This window comes from Sorangium sp. So ce204 (genome assembly GCF_051526795.1).
GTDB classification, from domain to species: Bacteria; Myxococcota_A; Polyangia; order Polyangiales; family Polyangiaceae; genus Sorangium; species Sorangium cellulosum_B.
Genome location: NZ_CP150317.1, coordinates 2,736,544 through 2,758,845, shown reverse-complemented (window position 1 = coordinate 2,758,845; position 22,302 = coordinate 2,736,544). Strand labels below are relative to the sequence as shown.

General features: G+C 73.8%; 11 protein-coding genes. 6 read left to right on the top strand and 5 right to left on the bottom strand.

Annotated features, from left to right (window positions below):
* Positions 1 to 31: 31 nt before the first annotated feature.
* From WMF22_RS10490 to WMF22_RS10475, 4 genes are all read left to right on the top strand, one after another.
* Complete coding sequence (locus WMF22_RS10490; RefSeq protein WP_438035641.1) at positions 32 to 2,896, top strand: hypothetical protein; 2,865 nt, start codon at positions 32 to 34, stop codon at positions 2,894 to 2,896.
* Entirely contained in the window at positions 2,893 to 9,798 is a 6,906-nt protein-coding gene (locus tag WMF22_RS10485; RefSeq protein WP_438035640.1) for a HEAT repeat domain-containing protein, read from the top strand. Before WMF22_RS10490 ends, WMF22_RS10485 begins: the two co-directional genes overlap by 4 nt.
* Complete coding sequence (locus WMF22_RS10480) at positions 9,795 to 11,702, top strand: SWIM zinc finger family protein (protein WP_438035639.1); 1,908 nt, start codon at positions 9,795 to 9,797, stop codon at positions 11,700 to 11,702. The genes WMF22_RS10485 and WMF22_RS10480 overlap by 4 nt, the downstream gene beginning before the upstream one ends.
* Before the next feature lie 386 nt (positions 11,703 to 12,088).
* On the top strand, positions 12,089 to 13,573 hold the full coding sequence (locus WMF22_RS10475; protein WP_437298968.1) for a reverse transcriptase family protein: 1,485 nt from the start codon (positions 12,089 to 12,091) through the stop codon (positions 13,571 to 13,573).
* 6 nt (positions 13,574 to 13,579) lie between these two features.
* Here WMF22_RS10475 and WMF22_RS10470 read toward each other — a convergent pair whose 3' ends face one another.
* A complete protein-coding gene (locus WMF22_RS10470) occupies positions 13,580 to 14,473 on the bottom strand; it encodes a helix-turn-helix transcriptional regulator (RefSeq protein WP_438035638.1) in 894 nt (297 codons plus the stop codon).
* Between the two features lie 90 nt (positions 14,474 to 14,563).
* On the opposite strand from WMF22_RS10470, the gene WMF22_RS10465 reads away from it, so the two are divergent.
* Together WMF22_RS10465 and WMF22_RS10460 are read left to right on the top strand one after the other, a co-directional pair.
* A complete protein-coding gene (locus WMF22_RS10465; protein ID WP_438035637.1) occupies positions 14,564 to 15,322 on the top strand; it encodes an MBL fold metallo-hydrolase in 759 nt (252 codons plus the stop codon).
* A 367-nt stretch (positions 15,323 to 15,689) separates the two neighbouring features.
* Positions 15,690 to 16,427: a hypothetical protein gene (locus WMF22_RS10460; RefSeq protein WP_437298965.1), complete on the top strand. Its 738-nt coding sequence runs from the start codon at positions 15,690 to 15,692 to the stop codon at positions 16,425 to 16,427.
* Positions 16,428 to 16,440: 13 nt separating this feature from the next.
* On the opposite strand, the gene WMF22_RS10455 is transcribed toward WMF22_RS10460, so the two are convergent.
* From WMF22_RS10455 to WMF22_RS10440, 4 genes are all read right to left on the bottom strand, one after another.
* Positions 16,441 to 17,616 (bottom strand): PAS domain-containing protein, encoded by a 1,176-nt coding sequence (locus tag WMF22_RS10455; RefSeq protein ID WP_438035636.1) that lies wholly within the window; start codon positions 17,614 to 17,616, stop codon positions 16,441 to 16,443.
* 349 nt (positions 17,617 to 17,965) lie between these two features.
* Entirely contained in the window at positions 17,966 to 19,459 is a 1,494-nt protein-coding gene (locus tag WMF22_RS10450) for a hypothetical protein (protein WP_438035635.1), read from the bottom strand.
* Positions 19,460 to 19,516: 57 nt separating this feature from the next.
* Positions 19,517 to 21,094 carry a hypothetical protein gene (locus WMF22_RS10445; protein WP_438035634.1) on the bottom strand — a complete coding sequence of 526 codons (1,578 nt, stop codon included), beginning with the start codon at positions 21,092 to 21,094 and terminating at the stop codon, positions 19,517 to 19,519.
* 299 nt (positions 21,095 to 21,393) lie between these two features.
* Positions 21,394 to 22,191: a S1 family peptidase gene (locus tag WMF22_RS10440; RefSeq protein ID WP_438035633.1), complete on the bottom strand. Its 798-nt coding sequence runs from the start codon at positions 22,189 to 22,191 to the stop codon at positions 21,394 to 21,396.
* Positions 22,192 to 22,302 lie beyond the last annotated feature (111 nt).

Below are 22,302 nucleotides of genomic sequence, written 5' to 3'. Positions count from 1 at the left end.
CTCCCAGGCCATCCCGCCGCGGGAGGGCGCCTTGACGAGCTCACCGAACCCGATCGACATCGCGAACGTCAAGCAGCTCGCCACGAGCGGCTCACCCACCCTGGCCGAGGCCGTCGAGGCGTACCTCGATCAGCCGGATCCAAAACCGGAGACGCCGCCGCGCGAGGGGGCGCTCACCTTCGCGGCGTTCCTGCAGCTGCTCTCGCGCGCGCAGGGCATGCGCTCCCCCGAGCAGCGGCGAGAGCAGTCGACCGACGCGTGGAAGCGCTTCCTCGCGCAGGTCGACGCCGCGCCGCCGCCGCGGCTCGAGCTCGCGGACCTGCTCGTGCGCATCTACGACGAGGGCACGGACGCAGGGCGCAGCGCGCTGCGCGACATCGCCACGAGCGCGCCGCTGGTCTTCGGCGCGTGGGGCGGGCTCAAGCGCATCTACAAGCTGGCCGAGGCGCGGCTCGACGCGGAGCTCTTCGGGGCGCTCGCCTTCCGCTTCGACGTCGAGCTCTCCCGCAGCCGGCGGCGCGAGGTCTCCAGCGGGACGTTGATCTACATGCGCCGCCGCGCGTGGCGCTTCCTGCGCGAGCTCGGCCGGAGCACGCCGGAGCTCTACCCGCAGTTCGCGGTCGAGGTCCTCCGCCACTACGCGCCGGGCACGAGCTTCGGCGACCTCTGGGTCGCGAACCACATCTGGGCGCACGGCACGGGCAAGTACGACGGGCGCTCGTTCCACGGCAACGTCCCGCCGAACGACATGGTGAAGCACCGCGCCTTCGACGACGCGTGGAAGCGATCGCCCGATCCGCTGATGCTCCTGCTCTCGGCCTGCCAGGCCGATCCGCCGGCCAAGTTCGCGATCCAGGGGCTCAAGAAGGACTTCGCCGACACCCTGCGGAGCGTCACGCCCGCGTGGCTCTCGCGCCTCGCGTACCGGCCGCTCGCGAGCGCGCACGAGTTTTTGATCGAGACGCTGCTCGGCTCGCCGGAGCTCCACCAGAGCAAGCTGCGCGGCCTCGGGCTGCACGACGCGGCGCTCGCGCTGCTCGCCTCCCCGAGCGCGAAGGCGCGCACGTTCGCGATCGAGTACGCCCGCGCGCACGCGACGGACCTCGACCCGGAGCGCCTCGCCGCGCTGCTCGACTCCGAGCACAAGGACACGCGCGCCTTCGCGGCGTCGGCGCTCCAGGGCAAGAGCCCGCGCGCGCTCGGCCACGCGTTCCTGGGGCGGCTGCTCACGCACGGCGAGACCGAGGCGTGGGCCAGCAAGGCCCTGAGCGAGAGCTTCGACCGCGCCGAGCTACCCGAGGGCTTCCTCATCGACATGCTCTACGGCGAGTCCGAGCAGAAGAAGTGGGCCGCCGCCTACTTCAAGGCCAAGTACCGGCCCGGCGAGCCGGGGGCCGGCTTCTGGGTGCGCGTGCTCGACGACCCGCGCCACGAGGACGACTACCAGGCGACGAAGTCCGCGCTCGACGCGCTCGGCAAGCACCCGATCGCGGCGATCGGGACGCCGTGGCTGCTCGGCGCGCTCACGCGCAAGCGCCTCGGGTCGACGGTCGCGACCTGGCTCCAGAAGGCCGACGCCCTGCCCGACCTGACGGCCGAGGGCGTCGAGCGCCTGAAGGGGCTCGTGTTCAGCGCCGAGACGCGCGCTGTCGCGCTGGAGGTGCTCGGTAACCCGAAGATCGTGTCGCCGCGGCAGCTCACGCTGCCCTGGCTGCTCGCGCTCGCGCGGCGCGCCGATCCGACGCTGAACGGCTTCGCGCGCCGCTACCTCCTCTCGCACATGAAGCCGCAGGACTTCGATGCGGGGCAGGACGCGAGCGGCCGCGGCGACCGCGAGGCGGGCACGGCGAGGCTGTTCGCGCTCGCGCTCGGCGAGAAGGAGCCCGAGCCGATGCGGGCGTTCGCGCAGACGTACCTGCGCTGCCACCACCCGGTGCTCGGGCCCGAGCAGGGCGAGGCCAAGGAGCTCGAGCTGAAGCCGGCGCTCAAGCGAGGCGCGTTCACCGCGGAGCGCATCTGGCCCGCGCTCTCCGACAAGCGGGACGATGTCCGGCGCTTCGCCGCGCTCATCACGCGCGCCGAGCTCCGGGCGTGGGGCTACCAGACCCGCGTCTACGAGCTCGCGCACAGCGACGCGAAGGAGGTGCGCAACATCGCCTTCGACGCGCTCCGCAAGGTCGGCGATCCGTCGGCCGATCCGGCGATCGCGCTCACGCCGGAGGAGCTCGATCCGGCGCAGGTCTTCGCGCTCACGGAGAGCCTGAAGAAGAGCGCGCGCGAGCTCGGCCTGTCGCTCATCCTGAAGCACTACGCGCGGCTCGGCGGCCCGGAGCGCCTCGGCTGGCTGATGCAGAGCGCCGACCGCGAGGTGCGCCTCTTCGCCGTGCGGATGCTCTGGGAGAAGCACCGGCCGCGCCATCTGCCGCCGGGCTGGAAGCCGCGCGCGGCGCGCGGAGACGAGGCGCGCCCCGCGGCGGAGCTGCCCGAGGACGCCGGGCGGTTCGCGGACGTCGAGGCGCTCCGGCGCTTCCTGCGGTACGTGCTGTCCGGGATCCCCGCGGGGCGGTCGCCGGAGCCGGGCGACGACGCGGGCTCGCGCAGGCGCCTCTCGGCGAGCGAGGCCAAGCGGCACGTGATCGAGGTCGTGCGCGATCTCGCGGTCGAGGACGCGGCGTTCGCGGCGCTCGTCGCCCCCGTCATCGCCGAGTTCACCGGGTCGATCGCGAAGGGCGAGTGGCAGGCGTGCCTGGCGGCGCTCCTGCGGCTCAGGCACGCGCACCCGGGGCTCGAGATCGAAGGCCTCGAAGCGGCCGGCGAAGGCCGGGCGCTCCCCGGCGTCGGACGAGCGGCCGGCGAAGGCCGGGCGCTCCCCGGCGTCGGACAGGAGACCGCATGAGCCACGCTATCGGCCATTACGAGAAGGTCCGCGCGCTCGCGATCGGCCCGCGGCTCCTCGCCGTCGGCGGCGTGCGCGCGCCGGCGCCGGGCGAGCCGCGCGGGACGCGCGAGACGCAGACCACGCCGTCCCCCGCGAGCGCGAGCCAGGTGACGCTGTTCGATCACGTGGCGAACAAGCCGGTGCGCTCGATCGACGTGCCCGCGCACGTGCTGGGCCTCGCCTTCGCGGGCGACCTGCTCGCGGCGGCGTGCTCCGACGGGGCGCTGCGCCTCCTCGCGGGCGGCGGGGCCGACGTGCGGGCGATCGACGCGCACCCGGGCGGCGCAACGGCGATCGCCGCGGGCGTGTGGCAGAACGCCGGCGCGCGCCTCGCGACCGTGGGGGTCGACGGCGCGCTGCGGGTGTTCCGCGTCGGCGAGGCCGCCGGCTCCCCTGCCCCGCCGCCCGGCGCCGCGGTCGAGATCGCGTCGTTCGCGCTCTCGGCGGCGCCGCTCCGCGCCGTCGCCTTCGATCCCGCGGGCGAGCTCTGCGCGGCGGCGGGCGACGACGGCGTCGTCCGCGTGGTCACGCTGTCGACGGGCGCCGTCCGCGCCATGCCGGGCCACGACGGGCCGGTCACGGCGCTCGCGTTCACGCCGCGCGACGGGCGGCTCGCGTCGGGCGGCGACGACGGCACCGTGCGCCTCTGGTACCTCGTCGGCGACGTCGAGTGCGAGGTGCGCGGCGCGGACGGGAGCGGCCACGCGGGCGGCGTCCGCGCGCTCCTGTGCCTGCCCGCCCCGCCGCCGCAGGAAGACGGCAAGGAGAGCGGCGACCGCCTGCTGTCCGCAGGCGCGGACGGCGCGATCCGCATCCACCGGCTCGAGGACAAGCGCAAGCCGCGCACGCTGGAGACGAGCGCGCTGGCGCTGCACGCGCTCGCGCTCGCGCCGGCCGCCGCGCGCAAAGGGGCGCGCGGGCAGGCGGGCCGCGGCGGCGCGGACGCGAAGGACGGGCTCGGCGCCGTCTTCGCCGCGGGGGACCGGCGCACGGTATGGCGCTTCCCGATCGACGCCGCCGGCGCGCCCGCGGACGGCACCGCCGAGCTCACGCACGGCTTCGATGTCCTCGCCCAGGCGCTCTCGGGCGCGCGGCCGGCGCGCGAGAGCGCCGTCAAGACGCTCGCCTCGCTGGACGAGCCCGAGGCGCTCGAGGCCGCGCTTCCCGTGCTCCGCTCGGATCGCGACGCCGAGGTGCGCGCGCTCGCCGCCCGCGAGCTCGGCGCGAAGGGGCGCCGCGGCGCGCGCGCGAAGCTGCGCGAGGCGCTCGACGACGAGAGCCCGAACGTCCGCATGGCCGCGCTCGAGGCGCTCCGCGCGATCGAGCGCGACACGCCGCTCGCCCCGCTCCGGGCGGCGCTCGACGCCCGCGCCGCGGACGTCCAGCGCCGGGCGCTCCTCGAGCTCGGGAAGCTCTACGGCAGCTCGCCGCTCGTCCCGGGGCTCATCGCCGAGAAGCTCGCCGGCCGCGACGCGTCGGTGCGGCTCACGGCGCTCGACCAGCTCCAGCAGATCTACCCGGACGGCCCGCAGCCGCTCCGCACCGCCTTCGAGCGCGGCCCGGCCGACCTCCGGGTCGAGGCGCTCATCCGTGCCGCGCTCGCCGGCTGGCTCTCGGCGCCGGAGTTCGCGCCGATCGCGGCGCGCGCGCTCGACGACGAGGACGCCGAGGTGCGCCGCAGCGCGTTCGCGGCCAAGGTGATCGAGCGGCGCGCGCTCGCCCACGCGCTCGAGGCGCGCGACGAGGATCTCGGTCGCGCGGCGATCGACATCGCGCGGCGCGCGGCGGAGGTCCTGCGGCGCGCCGGCGCCGGCGCAGGCGGCGCGGAGAAGCCCGCGGCGAACGCGAAGGATGGGGCGAAGGACGCCGCGAAGGCGGCCGACGAAGCGGCCATCAAGGCGGCGCGCGCCCGGATCCCCGGCGTGGGCAGCCCGGGGGCCGAGCCCGCCGAGGCCGACCTGGAGCCGCTGCTCACCGCGATGGCGTGCCGCACGCCGGACACGGCGGTGCGTGGGGCGCGCGGCCTCGCGCAGCTCGGCGACACGCGCGCCCTCGGCGCGCTGCTGCAGCTCACGCGCGAGCAGGACCCGTCGCTGCGACGGCAGGCGGCGACCGCGCTCGCCGAGCTCCGGGACACCCGCGCCGAGAAGCGCCTCATCTGGATGCTCGACGACGCGGACGGCGCGGTGCGCGCCGCGGCGCACGACGCCTACGCGCGGCTCCAGCCGTCGGCCCCGCTCACCGTCGCCGAGGCGTCGCTCCGCTCGTCGCAGGAGGACATCCGCGTCCGCGGGCTCGACCGGCTCGTGGCCCTCGCCGGCGAGGGCAAGGGACCGAGGTCGCCCGAGGCCGAGGCGCTGCTCGCCGACGCGATCGAGGACGAGTCGCCCAAGGTCCGCCGCGAGGCGTTCCGGACGCTCTGGTCGTGGCACGCCTCGGATCCGCAGACGGCGCTCGACCGCGCCCAGCTCGCGCGCTTCCCCGACCTGCGCCTGCGCGCCGTCGAGGAGCTCAAGGCGCACGGCGAGCAGCCGTGGGCCGCGGAGCGGCTGCACGCGGCCATCGGCGACCGCGACGCGGGCGTGGCCCAGGCCGCGTACGACGCCGTCGTCAAGCTGCGCGGCAAGGAGGCCGCGGAGCCGCATCTCGCCGCGATGGCGTCGATCCACCCCTCGGTCCGGGAGAGCGGCGCGCGCGGGGCCGCGCACCTGCCGGCGGGCGACGACGCGCGCAACGCCCTGCTCCGGCTGCTCGCCACGCGCGTGCCGGTGGGCGAGGCCGCGCGCAGCGCCCTGAGCAAGCTGCTCGAGGACGAGCACGCGGGGCCGCGCATCGCCGCGATCGAGGCGCTCGACAGGCTCCTGCCGGGCGAGGCGGGGCCGCTCCACATCGGCCTCCAGTCGAGCCACCTCGACCTCCGGGTGCGGGCGGCCGAGCTCTGCGCCGTCCGGCGCGACGAGCAGCTGATCAACCCGATGCGGGCGCTCCTCGCCGATCAATCCCTCTTGAACGCGGGTCGGGGATCCGCGTTCGCGGTCCCCTCCGCGCAGGTGCCGATCCAGGTCCTCGGCCCGCTGCGCGCCCGCGCCGCGACCGCGCTGGCGACGCTGGGATCGCCGCGCCTCGTCAAGTACTTCGCCACCGAGCTGCTCAAGGACGAGTACCCCGACGTGCGCGAGCAGGCCGCGCGCGGGCTCGCGATGGCCGCCCGCCGCGGCGAGGAGGGTTACCTGCTCGACGCCATGGGCCACGCCGACGTCGCGGTGCGGTCGTGGGCCGCCGACGGGCTCGCGCGGCTCGGCGACGTGCGGGCGCTGCCGGTGCTCACGGGCACGCTGCGCCACGAGCACCCGCCCATCCGCGTCGCGACGATCATGTCGTTCGCGGCGCTCGGGCCCGAGGGCTACGGCGGCATGCTGCAGGGCCTCGAGGACAGCTCTCGCGAGGTCCAGGAGATCGTCTTCGCGATCGTGCTCGCGCGCGACCTCAGGGCCTTCCGCCGCGGCGACCCGCCGGATCTCCTGACGAGCGCGCTCTCGTCGCAGCGCTCCGACGTGCGCTTCGCCGCGGCGCGCGCGCTGGAGCTCCGCACCGATCCGGAGCTGTACCTCGCCCACCTCATCGAGGCGCTGATGCCCCCGCGCCCCGACACGGCGGAGCAGGGCCGCGCGGCCGACGGCGAGAAGCCCGCCGGCATGAAGGACTGGCCGCCCGAGGTCGCGCGCGGGCGCATCCTGGTCGGCCTGGCCGAGGCGCTCGCCAGCGACGACCCGCAGCAGCGCTACGCGGCCGCGCAGGTGCTCCGCATCCGGCGCAAGCCGGTCGAGTACTTCCGCGAGGCGAAGCGCGTGGCCGCGCTGCGCCCCGCGGGCGCCCACGTCGTGGCGGACACGACCCCGCGCGCCGCGGAGGAGAGCGACACGAAGCCCGCGAAGGGGTGGCTCCGCCGCCTCTTCGCGCAGCCCGAGCCGAGCGGGCAGAGCGGCCAGAGCGGCCAGAAGGAGAGCGACAGGCCGGCCGGCGACGCGGTCCCGGAGGGCGAGCAGCGGCGGCTGCGCTGGCTCGCGTTCGGCGCGTACATGGGCCTGCTCCGGCAGGTCTCGGCGGGCGACGACGAGGCGCACCGCACGCGCCGCGACGCCATCGATCGCATCGTCGACGTCTGCGCCAAGGGGCACGTCAGCAGCACGGCGGCGGTCCCGCCGCTCGTCCGGGCGCTCGACGACCCGCACCACCTCGTGCGCAAGGCGGCGTTCGCGGGGCTCAAGGCGCTCTTCCCGGCGGGGGCGGGCGAGCCGCTCGCGCTCGGGCTCGCCTCGGCGTCGGCCGACGTGGCGCGGACCGCGCTCGACGAGATCGCCGCGCGGGGCGGCGACGCCCGCCCCGAGATCGTGCGCGCGCTGAGCTCCGCGCTGCCCGACGTGCGCCGCTACGCCTTCGAGCTCCTGGAGCGGCTCTCTCCGAAGGGCAGCCTCGACCCGCTCCTCGCGGCGCTCGGCAGCGAGCACGCCGACCTCCGCCTCGGCGTGCTCGAGCGCCTCGCGTCGTCGAGCGATCCGCGCATCGTGCCCGCCCTGTGCCGCGCGATGGAGAGCGATCACGACGACCTGCGCCTGCGCGCCGCGGAGCTCCTCGCCCGCAGCCGCGACGATCGCGCGGTCGACGTGCTCTCGGCGTTCCTGCGCGAGGGCGCGGCCGCGCCGGCGGCGCGCGCCCGCAAGGCGCTCGTCGCGCTCGCGAGTGACGCGGCGGTGCGGGCGCTCGCGGCGCGCATGGATGAGGCCGCCACGCCGGCGGACCGCGCCGCGCTGGCGGGCGCGCTCGGGAGCACGCGGAACCCCGCGGCCACCGGCCCGCTCGCGGCGCGCTTCGACGACGAGGCGGCCGAGGTCCGGAGCGCCGCGCTCAAGGCGTGCCTCGAGATCGTCGACAAGGGGCGCGAGCGCGAGAAGCGCGAGACGGCGCTCGCGCTCGCGTTCCTCGCCGCCGCCACACGCGCGAAGGACCCGGCGCTCCGCCTCGCCGCGGCGCGCGAGCTCGATCTCGGCGACGATCCCGCGCAGAACGACCTCCTTGTCGCGCTCTTCGCGGATCGCGATCTCCCCACGCGCGTCGCGGCCGTGACGTCCTACGCGAAGCGCGTCAAGGGCGATCGACAGCAGCGCGCGCCCTCCGGGCCGCTCGAGGCCGTGCTGCGCGCGGGCGCGCGCGAGCTCGTGCTGCCCGCCGCGGAGGGGGTGGCCGAGCGGGGACTCGCGTCGGCGCTCCGGCCGCTCCTCCTCGTCGTGCGCGCGGGCGAGCCCGGGGAGCGGGAGCGCGCGCTGCTCGCGCTCGGCACGCTCGGCGACGCCCGCGCGCTGGAAGAGCTCGAGGCGGTGGCCGCCGGCGGAACCAAAGAGGCGCCGATCGAACCGAGCATGCAGGCCGCCGCCACGGAGGCGCTCGGCCGCATCGCCCCGAAGCTCGGGAGCGCCGAGCTCCGCAAGCGCGCCTCGGAGCGCGTCGAGCAGGCGCTCCACGCGGACTCCATCGATCTCCGCGAGTCGGCGGCGAAGGGCGTGCGCTGGATCGGCGGCGAGCGCGCCCGCGTGCTGCTCGAGGAGCTCGTGCGCGCCGGCGACACGCCTGAAAGGCTCCGCGTCGTCGCGGTGAACGAGCTCGGCCTGCTCGGCGACGGCGCGGCCGAGCCCGCGCTCGCCCGCGCGCTCGACGCGCGGAGCGGCGAGGTCCGCAAGAACGCGCGCAAGGCGCTGGAGAAGCTCTTCCCTGGCGAGCGGACGCGCGTCGAGCTCCTCGCGGTCGGGAGCGAGTACGACGACATCGCGGGCCCGGCGGCGAGCTACCTCGCCGCGGAGGCCGACCCGGCCGAGCTCTTGCCCCGGCTCGCCGCGCTCAAGGACGAGGACCTGCGGCAGCGCCTCGCCATGGGCCTGCTCCGCCGCGGCGCGCTGCCGGTGGCCGCGCTCCTGCGCATGCTCGAGGACGAGCGCGCCCCGGCGCGGCAGGAGGCCGCGCGGCTCATCGCCGCCGGCACCGTGGCCGGCGATCGCGGGGCCCTCGCGGGCGCGCTCGCCGCCGCGGCGCAGCGCACCGCGGAGCGCTGGTCGGCCGCGCACGGCGACGAGCGCAGCGCCGAGGCCGCTGCCTGGCGAGAGCTGCTCTGGGCCGCGGGGCGCGCCGGCGCGACCGCGATGGCGCCCGCGCTGCGCGCGCTCCTCTCGAACGACAGCGCCCCCGGCGAGGTCCGCCGCGAGGCCGTGCGCGCCCTCGGCGCGCTCGAGTCGGCCGCGAGGTCCGCAGGGGCCGCGCCGCCCGCGGGCGCTGTCGAGGCGCTCACGGCGGCCCTCGAGGACATGGACGCCGGCGTCCGGGGCTCGGCGTCGGCCGCGCTCGCCGCGCTCGCGCCGGACGGCTCGGCCGCGATCGCCGTTGCGGTGAGGCCGTTCGACCCGGTCGCCTTCGGGCCGACCGCGCGCGTCGCCTCGCCCGAGGCGCTCGGCGCGCTCGCCGCGACCGAGCCGGGCCGGCGCCTCGCGCTGCCGTCGATCCTCGCGCGCCACGACGCCGCCGCGCTCGCCCCGCTGATCTCCCTCGCCCGAGGCAGCGGCGGCGACGCCTCCGCGCGCCTCGACGCCATCGCGGCGCTCGGCCGCGCCGGCGGCGAGCGCGCGCTCGAGGCGCTGGCCGCGCTCGCCTTCGACAAGGAGAAGGCCAAGGAGAAGGCCGAGATCGCCGTCCGCAAGGCCGCGTACCGAGCGTACCGCCGCGCGAAGCGCAAGGCGGCGGATCCCCGCGCGGCGCGGCTCGCGGCCGCGCGCTCGTCCAGAGAGCCCGAGACCCCCGAAGGAGTCAACGCATGACGGCCGCACTCGCCCGCCCGATCCTCCTCCGGTACGCCGCGCCGAGCGAGCTCGCCGCCGCCCCGCTCCACTCGAGCGTGCGCCTCTCCCTCGACGGCGCCCGCGGCCCGGTCGGCGTGCGCGGCACCGTCCGCGACGCGGCGCTCTTCCGCGACGCGATGGTCGCGCTCGCGACCATCCTGGAGAGCGATCTCCGGTACAAGGGCCGGGATCGGACCGCGTACCTCGCCTACCTGATGAAGCAGGGCAAGAAGGCGACGGCGGCCATCTGGGAGGCGCAGAAGGCGTTCCTGGAGGGCGCCTTCCCCGACGACGCGGCGACCCAGGGCGACGGCTCCGCCGCGAAGCCGAGGGCCTCCGGCGCGCTCGATCCCGTGCTCACCGTGCACCCGGACGAGGTCTCGATCGAGGTCTTCTCGCGCGACGAGAGCGCCTACGCCCGGCTCGCCTTCTCCAGCGACCTCTTCGATGGCCGCGAGGCCGCCCACGGCACCGCCTTCGTCGATCTCTCGCCGCGCATCGTCGAGCAGATCGATCGCCTGCGCGCCTACGCCAAGGTGGAGCTCGACGCCGGCGCGGCGCGCGGAGACGCCGAGGCGACGCGCGCCACGCGCGCCACGCGCGCCACGCCGATCGAGCGCTCGATCGAGGTCCCGACGACCTGGCTCCGCGGCTTTTTGCAGGTGCAGTCGGCGGCGACGCTGCCCGCGGTCTCCTGCGAGCTCGCGCCGATCGATCTCTACAACGCGCTGTTCGTGCTCCGCACGCGCAAGGCGAAGAAGCCGCCTCGCGGCCTGCGCTTCGAGCTCGTCCCCGGCAAGCCGCCGCGCCTCATCCTGGAGCCCTGGGAGATCTTGATCGAGGGCCACGGCCCTCCGTACGAGGGCCCGCCGCGCGTGGTCCGGACCTTCGGCCGGCAGCGGCTGCTCGCGCTGTCGCGGCTCCTGCCGCACGTGCAACGCGTGCGCGCCGAGCTCCGTGGCCCCGGGCTGCCGGTCTTCTGGGTGCTCGATCTGGGCCGCGCGACGCTGACGATCGCGCTCACGGGCTGGACCGACAGCAGCTGGGCCAGCGCCGCCTCGTTCGACGCCCTGATGCCTCGCGAGGGGAAAGGCGGCGACAAGGCGCGCGCGGCGCTCGACGCGCTCGCGGGCAGGCAGCTCGCCCTCCTCCGCGAGCGCGGGCCGCTCCCGCTCGCGTCGCTCGCGGCCGGCGGCGGCGCCGAGGAGGCCCGCGCGGCGCTCCAGCTCGAGTGCCTGCGCGGCCGGGTGCTCTACGACGTCGCGCGCCGCGTCTACCGCCCGCGCGAGCTGTTCGCCGATCCGGTGGACGAGCGCGACATCCGCTACAGCTCGCCCCGCGAGGCCGCGGCCCACCGCCTGCTCGGCGCGCCCGGCGCGGTGAGGCCGACCAAGGTGCACGAGATCGCCGGCGAGGGCACCGAGATCCACGGAGAGGTCGCGGACCGGGAGGCGCACCGCGACTTCGCGCCGCGGTTCACGATGGATCTCGAGGGCCGCGTCTCCGACGCGTGGTGCAGCTGCCCCACGTTCCGCAGGAGCGGCCTCCGCGAAGGTCCGTGCGAGCACATGATCGCGCTCCGCGTCGCCTACGCCCGCGAGCGCGCCGAGCGGGACGCCCTGCGCCAGACGGCCGAGGGGCGGTCGCTCATCCGCGCCGAGACGCGCACGTACGTGCGCCGCGAGGCCTCGGGCGCGGAGGTCGTCTACCGTGTCTCCCTGGACGACCGCGTAGTACACCTCTCGTGGGGGGCGCGCGCCGAAGCGCCTCGACACCAACGCATTTGGTTTGACACGGACGGCGAAGCGCGCGACGCGTATTTCAAGAGACTGGATGCATTGACGTCCTCCGGGTTCGTGGACGCCGACGCGTCGTCAGCATGAGAGAGGAAAGGAGGTCAAGAAAAAGAGATTGTTCGTGTTGCCAGGAGAGGTTCTGAACGCACCAGCCTCCACGCCTCGAGCGTAGGAGCGGCGTCGCGCCGCTCTGGAGGAACCGCCAGTCACTCTCCGCAAGGTAGCCTGTTCTTGGTTCTCTTCGGCTAGACGAGCCCTACGGCGTCGGGAGAGCTGAGACAACCTCGCAAACGCCGTTTCTCCCGACGCCGTAGGGCTCGTCTAGCCGGAGAACCGGTGAGGCTACCGTGCACCAAGCGATGAAGGTGATGCGCTTGGAGCCTCTCTTGGCGACATGAGACAGCGATCGACGGTCCGGTGTCCCGAGGACAGATCGCTTCCATCGTGACTCACCACCACGCTCCCACCGAGACATGACCGCGAAGATCGACGCGACCGTTCAAGCCCGAGCCCCCGTCGTTCTCCCCATCACGACGCCGCCTGCCCCCGGCGGCGCGGCGGCCCGCGGCGCGGGCGCGGAAGCGCGCCGGCTCGCCCACGAGGAGCGCGTCGCCCGGTGGAAGGCGATCGACGAGGCGGGCGGGATCGACGCGTGGGTGAGCGCGGAGCTCACGTCGAAGGGCGCCCTCGCGACCGGCGATCCCAAGGCGATGTCCGACCGGGAGCGCGCGCAGTGGAAGGAGCGCAAGAAGGTCGAGGCCCGGGAGCGCCGCGCGCTGCGCCGCCTGGCCTGGGAGGCCTACGTCGCCACGCACGTCAACCACCTCGGCGCGGGCGTGCACTGGAGCGACCGTGTCGGGCCGGACAGGCTCGATGTGCCCGGGCTGAGCGAGCGCGCGCGGGCGCACGGGCTCCCCGACCTGCCGGGCGCGGCCGAGCTCGCGAGCGCGCTCGGGCTGTCGATCCCGCGGCTCCGCTGGCTCGCGTACCACCGCGAGGTCGACACGGGCACCCATTACCGGCGGTGGCACATCCCGAAGCGCGACGGCAGCGCGCGCACCATCTCGTCGCCGAAGCGGGATCTGAAGCGCGCGCAGCGCTGGGCGCTCCGCAACCTGTTCGAGAAGCTGCCGGTCCACGCCGCGGCGCACGGCTTCCTGGCGAGCCGATCCATCGTCACGAACGCCGCCGCGCACGCCGGCGCCGACACGATCGTCAAGGTGGACATCAAGGACTTCTTCCCGACGATCACGTGGCGCCGGGTGCGCGGCCTGCTCCGCAAGGCGGGCGTGGCCGAGGGTCCCGCGACGCTCGTGGCGCTCCTCTCGACGGAGGCGCCGCGGGACGTCGTGCAGTTCCGGGGGCAGACGCTCTATGTGGCCACGGGCCCGCGCGTGCTCCCGCAGGGCGCGCCCACCTCCCCGGCGATCACGAACGCGATCTGCCTGCGGCTCGATCGGCGCGCGTCCGGCCTCGCCCGCAAGCTGGGACTTCGTTACACGCGGTATGCTGACGATCTCACGTTCTCCTTCCGCGCGCCCGAGGCGTCCGGCGCCGCGCGGCCGCGCGCGCCGGTGGGCGCGCTGCTCCGCGGGCTCCGGGAGATCCTGAGCTCGGAGGGCTTCCGGCTGCATCCGAGCAAGACGGTGGTGATGCGCAAGGGAAGCCGGCAGAAGGTGACGGGCCTCGTCGTCAACCAGGCGAGCGAGGGGGCGCCGGCGGCGCGCGTCCCGCGCGATCGGGTGCGCGCGCTGCGCGCGGCGATCCGCAACCGGGAGCTCGGGAGGCCGGGCAAGGGCGAGACGCTCGCGCAGCTCAAGGGGCTCGCGGCGTTCGTGTACATGACGGATCCGGCCAAGGGGCGCGCGTTCCTCGGGCGCATCGAGGCCCTCGAGCGGAACCAGCCCACGCCGGCCGGCGAGGCGGGCTCTCCCGAGGCGCGCCCCGTGCTGACGTAGGGCGGGCTACTCCGCGGCTGAAGAGCCCCGGGCCGGCGACGCGGCGTCGGCCGAGCGCCGGCCCCCGCCCCCGCACGTGCCGTGAAGCGCCGCGCGCCGGTAGGCCGCGGGCGTCGTCGCGAAGCGGCCCCGGAACAAGCGCGTGAAGTGGCTCGTGTCGCGGAAGCCCCAGCGCGCGGCGACCTCGGACACGGCCTCGAGCGGGCGGAGCGAGAGCTCGCTCGCCGCCCGTTCGAGCCGGCGCCGCCGGATGTGCGCGGCCAGCGAGCAGCCCAGCTGCTCTGCCATCACGCCGTCGAGGTAACGGCGGCTCACCCCTTGCGCCCGCGCGATATCCGCCGGCTGGAGGGTCGAATCGCCGAGGCGAACCTCGATGTCGGCCAGCGCCCGCTCGACCCTCGCCTGCGGAAGCTCGGGCGCGCGGCCGCACATCCCGATCGCCTCGAGCACCACGCCGACGGCCGCCACGCAGTCGCGCTCCGACAGCGAGGAGCTCTCGCACAGGATCTGGCGCAAGAGCCCCGCCACGACCCGCTCGCCCGCGTGCTCTTCGCCGCGCGTGACGGCCGTCCGTACGTCGACCCCCGGGTGCCTCTGCTGCACCGCCGAGAGAGGCAGCCGTAGCAGCAGCCGCCGGCCCCGGCTCATCGTCAGCTCGAAGGGGGTGTCCGACTGAAACCAGGCGAATGTCCCTTCGCGCAGGATTGCCCGGCGCCCTCCTTGCGCGATCACCCCCTCCCCCTCGGCCACGGCGATGATCTTGAGCAGCCCCGCGGCCTGTCTGGGCTCGCAGCGGACCTCGAAGGGCTCGGCGCCGAGCCAGAGCAGCTCGCCAGGGCCGGTCCGCACCGCGCGCTCGAGCATCGACTCCGGAGGTGTCGCCACGTGGGTCAGTTCCATCGTGGACCATCCGCCGCGTCGAATCGGGCCAGGCGAGAGCCGCCTCGACACGCCACCTTGGGGCCAGGCGTTCGGCCCCGGAGGAACATCATGTCTGCCGCCCAGATCATTCGCGTGCCCATTCTACCCTTTCGCATGCTCAACGCCTACCTGCTCGTCGGCGCCACGGGTTGCGTGCTTGTCGATGCGGGCGTGACGGACGCGGCGCCCAGGGTGGGCGAGGCGCTGGCGCGCGCGGGCCGTGGCTGGTCCGACTTGAAGGCGATCGTGGTCACTCATGCGCACGTCGACCATGCCGGGAGCGCCGCCGAGCTGCGCGAGCGCTCCGGGGCGCTCGTCGTCGCCCACGAGGCCGAGCTCGAGCACCTCAACGGGCGGGCCCCGATGACATTCTGTCCGACCGGTTGGTTCGGCCGCTTGTTCGTCCGGGCCCCTCTCGTGCACGAGCGCTACGCCCCCGTCGCGCCCGACCTCGTGCTGTCCGGCAACGAGACGCTCGATCTGGCTCCCTACGGGGTCGCGGGTCGCGTGCGCCACACCCCCGGGCACACCCAGGGCTCACTCTCGGTCGTCCTCGAGTCGCGCGAGGCGCTGGTTGGAGATCTGGTCGCCTCGGGGCTGATGCTGGGCGGGCTCGCGCGGCTCGGCCACGCTATCCGTCCCCCCTTCGAGCTGGACCCGCGCGCCGTCGGCGTCGAGCTCACGCGGCTGGTCGACGAGGGGATACAGACGTTCCACCTGGGCCATGGAGGGCCGCTCGGCGCTGACGAGGTGCGGCGGCACGCCCGCGTGTTGGCCGGATCCCTCGCCGGCGTGCCCCACCTGCAGCGGATGCCCCAGCTGCGGTGAGCGCCACCCCATGCCGGATTCTGCTTCGGGTCCTCGAGTCAAGCTCGGGCCCTGCCTCGACGCTGGGCGAAGGAAGGAGCGTGGGGCCGCCGACGTATACGCTCCATGGCCCGGTCCCAACAAGGGAGTGGCGAGTCGACCGATCACGGACGTTGCATGTTGAAACAACAGCGCTCCCACGCTGCACGAGGACACTCCCCGACAGCGTCGAGCCGGCGGCGTCCCGCTTGCCTGGTTCACGCGTGAACCACGCGTAAACCACGCGTAAACCACGCGTAACCCCCGCGTGAAGCCATGCCGCTGTAATGCTGCTTTCTCCGCGATGTGCATGGACATCGCACGTGTGGAATGGATAGGATGGTCGGCTATGCGAAAGCCATCTGCTCGTCTCCTTGCGCTTCCGGCCGTCCTGCTCTTCGGCGCCCTGCTCTCGGGCTGCCCCAACCCGAACTCCTACGGAACCCCGCGGACCGTGGCGCCCGGCAAGGTCGCGCATTCGGTGTCGCTCGAGAGCTTCGGCTACATCGGCGAGACCGCCGAGCTCGTGGAGAATCCGGAGACCGGCCAGGCGGAGGCGAGGACGAGGACGACCAGCGGGTTCGTGCCGACGCTGCCCTCGTATCAGCTCCGGACCGGCTTGACGGACATCCTCGACGTCGGCGCCCACGTCCATAACCTCAGCTCGTTCGGCGTCGATCTCAAGGTGAACCCCGTCCGCGGCGTCTTTGATCTCGCCGTCGATCCGGGGGTTCAGTACTTCTATCTCGCGTCCGACGACGCGTCGGTCCACATCGTCTACCTTCACGCGCCGGTGATGCTCGGCGTGAACCCGACGGACTGGTTCTCGATCGTGCTGACCCCTGGCGTCACCTACGGCCTCTCCTCGAGCAATATCGCAAACGACGATGAGGCCGCTGCGACCGCGGATGGCCTCCTCCTCCGGGGTAGCCTCGGGTTCCAGTTCCGGACCTCCGACAGCTTCGCGATCCACCCGGAGCTCACGATGATGAAGAGCCTCGAGGGGCCGGGGCTCGTCTACAACTTCGGCATCGGGTTCAACTTCGGCGCGCTGCCGAGCTACAAGGACCTTCAAGAGCCGATGTGACGCGCCCGCCGGACTAGCGCGCTGGACCGGTCGTCGAGAAGAGGCGGATCGCGTCCTTCGGGGTGCGCATCGTGACCATGCTCGACAGATCGATGCCCAGCGAGGTCATCGTGTGCGCGACCGCCGGCTGGATCCCCGTGATCGCCGCGCGCGCGCCGAGCAGGCCTATCGCGCGGACGATGCCGACCAGCCGGTCGGCGGTGCGCGTGTCGATCGTCTCGAGCGCCGAGAGGTCGAGCACGACGCTGCGCACCTGCCGCGTCGCGATGATGTTGAGGAGGCGCTCGGTGAGCGTCGCCGTCCGCTCCTCATCCATGGCGCCGATGAGGGGCACGCCGACGACGCCATCGGCGACCTCCAGGATGGGCGCGGAGAGCGCCAGGATCTGCCGGTGCTGCGCCTGGATGACGGCGAGCCTCCGGTCGAGCTCGGCCGCGAGCGCCGACTTCTCGTCCGCCTCGCGCCGGGCCGCCGCGGCCATGGCCTCGAGCTCGCGCGCCGAGCTCTGGAGCGCGTCCTGCGCCTGCTGGCGCTCGGTGACATCCACGCAGAAGCAGGCGACCTGCACCTCGCCGCTCCTGCGGAGGATGGGCTTCTTGACCGTCTCGTACCAGTGCACCTCGCCGTTCGGCCGCGTCTCCTTCTCCTCGATGACCACGGGCTGTCTCGTGTCGATGACCTGCCGGTCGACGCTGGTGAAGCCTGAGGCCTCATCCACGCTCGTGGTGAGCTCGTGCTGGGACGCGTGGACGACCTGCGCCGGCGTCATCCCGTAGCAGCTCGCGAGGGCGCTGTTCGCCATGACGTAGCGGCTGCGCCGGTCCTTGATGAACATGAGGTTGGGCGCGAGGTCGATGAAGTTGCGCAGGAGCTCCAGCTCCTCGGCGAGCGCCTCCTCGCGGCGGCGCTGCGCGGCGTCGTCGGCCGCATGAGCGTGGACGAAGACGAGCGGCTCTCCCTCGGCTCTCGAGCACCGCAGGAGCGTCCAGCGCTGCGGGCTCGCCCCGTTGCTCGCCGAGGCGTCGATCTCCGCCCGGCGCTGGGCCCCGCCGAGCACCGCGCGAGCGGCCTCCTCCGCCTCGGGCACAAGGCGCGCCGCCTCTCCGAACGTGTTGCGCCAGGCCAGGTTGGCCTCCCGCAACCGGAGGTCCGCGTCGAGCACCGCGAGCGGTTCAGGAAAAGCGTCCAAGTTTGCGTGCATCCATACCTCCCCCGCGGCCCGTGCGGCGCAGCAGACGCACCATGCCGCATCGTTGAAGATGCCTGTGCTCCAGCGCCTTGTCCACGGCGCGCGCCGGTGCCCGCGACGAAAGCCACCGTCTCTCACAGAGGATGTTCCGTGAGTGACGGACGGGCGAGAGGCGCTGGACGGACTGGCCTGGTTCGCGATGTGGAGCGACAGACAAGGAAGGCGCAGGACTCTGCCCGTCCACGGCGTTTCCATCGACGGCTGTAGCGTACGTCGTGGGCGTGGCGTGGGCGTGCTCCCACCTGCGCGAGCCAGGAGAGCGACACGCGCGGCGGCGCGCGATTGCCGACTACAGCGCTGCCGGGTGCGGGGCCTGGCTCCCCTTCAGGGGCAGCCGCGCCGCGGGATCGCCGAGGAGCACATAACCCCGCAGATCGTTGCGGAGCATGAACGCGCTGCCGCGCTGCATGGGATCGACCGGGGAAGGCCGGTTCCACACGCGCGCGTCCTCCTCGGCGTGGTAGCCGGCGAGCAGCTCGTCGTTGACCTCGCGGTAGGAGCGCATCAGCGCGTCGAGCGCCACGCCGGCGCGGCTGCCGCGGGCCATGGCCTGGAGGCAGCTGAAGATCCGGGAGGCGCGGCTCTGGGTCATCCTGTTGGGATCGACGAAGCCGAAGGTCCAGGCCAGATCCAGGTGCGCTATCACCGAGAGCGGCCCCTCGGGATTCCGGAGCGCGGCCTGCGGCAGCGCGGCGAGGAACGGGCGCTCGCCGCCCTGCGGCAAGCTCGCCAGCACCCGCTGGACCTGGCCGCCGTAGGCGCCTTCACGGGCGAGGAGCGAGAGCCAGGGATGGAACGCGCTCTCCTTCGGTGTCCCGGCCCCGAAGCAGGCCAGACAGAACCACAGGCCGCCTGGGAGGAAGGGCGCGTGGTGCAGCATGTCCGCCGTGAGCAGCGGCGAGGAGCTGCCATGGGCGCCTACACAGAGCGCCCCCTGGAGCGCATGCTGCTGATCGACGGATGCCCACCCGCCGCGGGGCCGCCCGAGGCCGTGGCTCACGGACAGGAGCACGGAAGGCCTCGGCGTGCTCCCCGCGCGGAGGAGATCGTCGGCGCTGCCGGCGCCTGGGATCTCGATGACGTTCGCGGCCGGGAACGGTCGCCTGCCTTGCCTCTGCGCCATCGTGACGCAAGGCGCGATGAGCAGGCTGCGGCCGAGCTGGGTAGCGGCGGTGCCGTCGTCCGCTACGAAGAACAGCGCATCGGGCCGGTCGTATCCAGAAGGCGCCTTGGCCCAGCGCACCACCTTGTCTGCGTACGCGGCATAGCCGCTGGGATCCGGCTTGCCGTCGGCGCCCGCGATGTGGAGGCGGCCGACGAACGCGCCGTTCGCGAGGACGTGCTGGAGCTCGGCGGAGACGGCGTCGAGATCCCCGAGGAGGAGCAGATACCGGGGCCTCTCCTCCTCCGGAATCGACTCGTCGCGCAGCACATCGGTCTTCCAACGGAGGGCTTCCGCCATGCCCATTCCGGGCTCGACGCGGTAGGGTGTCACCGGCGCGCCTTGCTCCGCCTCCCGGAGCCGGAGGAGCGGCGCGATCGCCTCGAGCGCCTCGTCGCCCAGCGCGCCTTCGGGCGCGATCACCGACCAGCGCTGGAGAGCGAGATCGTTGGGATCTGCGTCGGGCATCTCGCGCACGAGCGCGTCCACACGACGAGACGTCTTGTCCGGCCGCGGCGCAATGCCCGCCGTCACCTCGGGCAGGCCCGCCGCGAGGGTGGGGCGGCGCTCGGTGGCGTCCGCGAGCAGGAGCTCCAGGGTGCTGGGGAGGGCAGCGTTCATGACCGCCGCAGGGTGCCAGGGGCATTCGGGCGGGTCAATGCGCCGTGGCGGTGTGGTTCAACCTCTCTCTTCGCGCCACGATCCATCCTGCGTCGCGCTCTGCTCGGTGTGCTCGGGAGCCAGGCGAACGGCCTGGATCTCGTGCCGTGCGATCGCGAACGCCGCTCGCCCTTCCCCCTCGGCGACGAGGACATCGTTGAAGCGGAGCTCGAGGATGCGGACGCGCTGCGCTCGCGACCAGGGCTCGGCCCAGCCAGGCGCCACGCCGATCACCAGATCGATGGGCGTGCCCGTCTCGCTGGCGCTCTTCAGCTGCCGGTAGAGGCTCACGTCGCCGGGCAGCGCCCACTCGGTGGTCAAGCCCTCGTCGATGAAGCCCCAGCGGAGCCGGACGAAGCCTTGGATGACACCGTAATGGTAGAATGCATAAAGCGCCTTGACGTCGCTCTCGAGCCGGCGCGCGAGCTTCGAATGGTCTCCTTCGACCAGGTAGCCCGCCATCTTCTCGAGGTCGCCGAGCGGGCGGCTGATTCCGGTGGTGCCGGCGATGAGGAGCTCCGGCGTGATCTCCAGCGTGCGGCCCGCGCGGTTCAGCCGTCTCGACTTCTTCGGCGGCCTGAGGTCCACGACGCGGCGCCGGTCGGCGTCGAGCCCGAGCGCGCGCAGCGTGTTTCGGATGTTGAGGCCGGCGATCACGTCGAACCGATCGAGCATGCCGGCGAGCTCTGCGATGTCGCGGCCAATGAAGACCCGGATCGATCGCTGGCCGACGTCGAGCACCGCCGCGGCCTGCGGTTCCTCCGCGAAAGGCACCACGCGAACGACGGCACGGCGCGCCCTTCGCGCGATCTCGGCGTCGCGTCGTGCCTCCGCGTCGAGCTCCGCCCGGCGGACCGCGAGGCGCTCCGCGGACGCCGCGCGCTCCGCCCGCCGGACGAGCTCCGGCTGCGACAGCTTGCGGATCGCCCGCCGCATCGCGGTGAGGCCGGGCGCGAGCGGGTCGAGCGTGAGTCGTCCGCCGTCACCGAAGAGGAACAGGTCGCTCTTCTCTGGCCCGTTGGTTTCGCGGAGCGGCGTTCGGTGTCTCGTGATCGCTGCGAGGAAGGCCTCGATCTCCTCCGCCGTCATCGCCGTCTGCCGTGCGTCGAGCACGGCCGCGGCCTGGCGGACCCATGAGAGGCTCGTGATGAACCGATCGCGGAATGCCGCGTCGAGCTCCTCGGCGGACAGCGGGACGTCGTCGCCAGGCGCGGGAGGTGTCGGCGCGGGAGGCGGAGGCGCCGCGCGCGTCTCGCAGAGGCCGGTGACCTGCATGATCATGCGAAGCGCGAAGGCGTCGAGGTCGAGGCCGAAGTTGCCCGTCGCGTCGCGGTACACCGGCGCCATGCCGTGCCACGCCTTCTTGAGCGAATAGGCGAGATCGCCGGTCTCGGCGAGCACGCCAGCCGATTCGAGGCGCTCCGCGATGTCGTCAAGGGTCATGGGGGCGCCGCGCTCGAGGAGGGCGACGATCATGAGGTGGAAGAGCTTCGCCGCGCCCTGCGCTGCGACGTCCTCGACGCGGGGAACGGCGATGCCCAGGCGCTCGCAATACCTGTTCTGCGCCGGGGTCATGGCGCCTTCCGAATGGGCCATGGCACGCAGCATGTCGCTCGAGCGAGCGGCCGGAGCTCGGGTTTCTTCGTGATTCTCGTGGTTCGGGGCCTCGGCCTCGGCATGGGCGCGCAGCCTACCGCAGGACCCGCGTCGAATGATCGGCGGCAGGCGTGAGAAAATTTTGGGCGAAAAGGCAATGCACGCTGGATGCGTCGGCGGCATTGCGATGAGCCATAGCAATTTACCATGCGATCGGCGCCGCGCATGGGGGCGGGGCTCGGAGCGGGATGAGCGCGCGACCGGCCGCTGGGTGGGCGTCGTCGAAGCTAGCGTGTTCTTCAGCGCTGCCGTTCGACGCTCCGGTAAATCGAAGCGGCGTCCTCGCCGCCGGCCTCCAGGAACTTCTCTCCCTGCATCCTGGGCTCGAACCAGACGGTCATCACGCCGACCACGTGCCCGGCCCGGTCGACGACCGGCGCGCCGCTGAAGCCGCGGATGTCGACCGGCGGGTCGATGTCGTATCGGAAGCGATCTGCGGTCCGCGCGGTGATCTTGCCGGCATAGACGTTCTGCTTGCACGCCGCCTCGTCGTAGGGACAACCGACGAGAAAGACCTCCTCGCCGACCTCGACCGCCTTCTGGCGCAGCCGCAGGGGCGTCGCGGGGAGGGGCTTACCGGTGTCTTTGAGGGTCAGGATCAGCCAGTCGAGCCTCCGGTCGTCGAGGCCTTCGGCGCCGACCCTGCCCGCATCGACGCGCTGGTCCTGGAGCGTGCGCGGGAACAGGTGCCAGGACTGGATGACGCCATCGAAGGCGGCCACGGAGACCTCGGGTTCCACGCCGCCGTTCTGGCCGAGGAGGTGCTTGGCGGTCGCGGCCAGCGTGCGCCCGTCCTGGGTCTTGATGAGGAAGGCGCTCGCGCCCTGGAGAGGGGTGCTGCCCTGGAACTCGGCGCGGTTCGTCAAGACAAGCTGAGGCCACTCTCGTGGCGGCCGGGACGCCCACGGCTCGGCCGGGGGAGACGGGGGCGTGGGAGCAGCGGGCGGAGCCGATGGCGGATCGCTGGGGGTGGCCTCGGAGCGCTGGCAGGCGGCCATGAGGAGAGAGAGGGCGATCGAGAAGGAACGAGGATTCATGTTGGCGATCCCTTCGGCTGCAGCCGAACGTCGGACATCCCGTGGGCCTGATGCCCACGGAGGGGCCCCTGCCAATGTTACATCCTGTTGCACCGAGGCGGGGATTCGTGG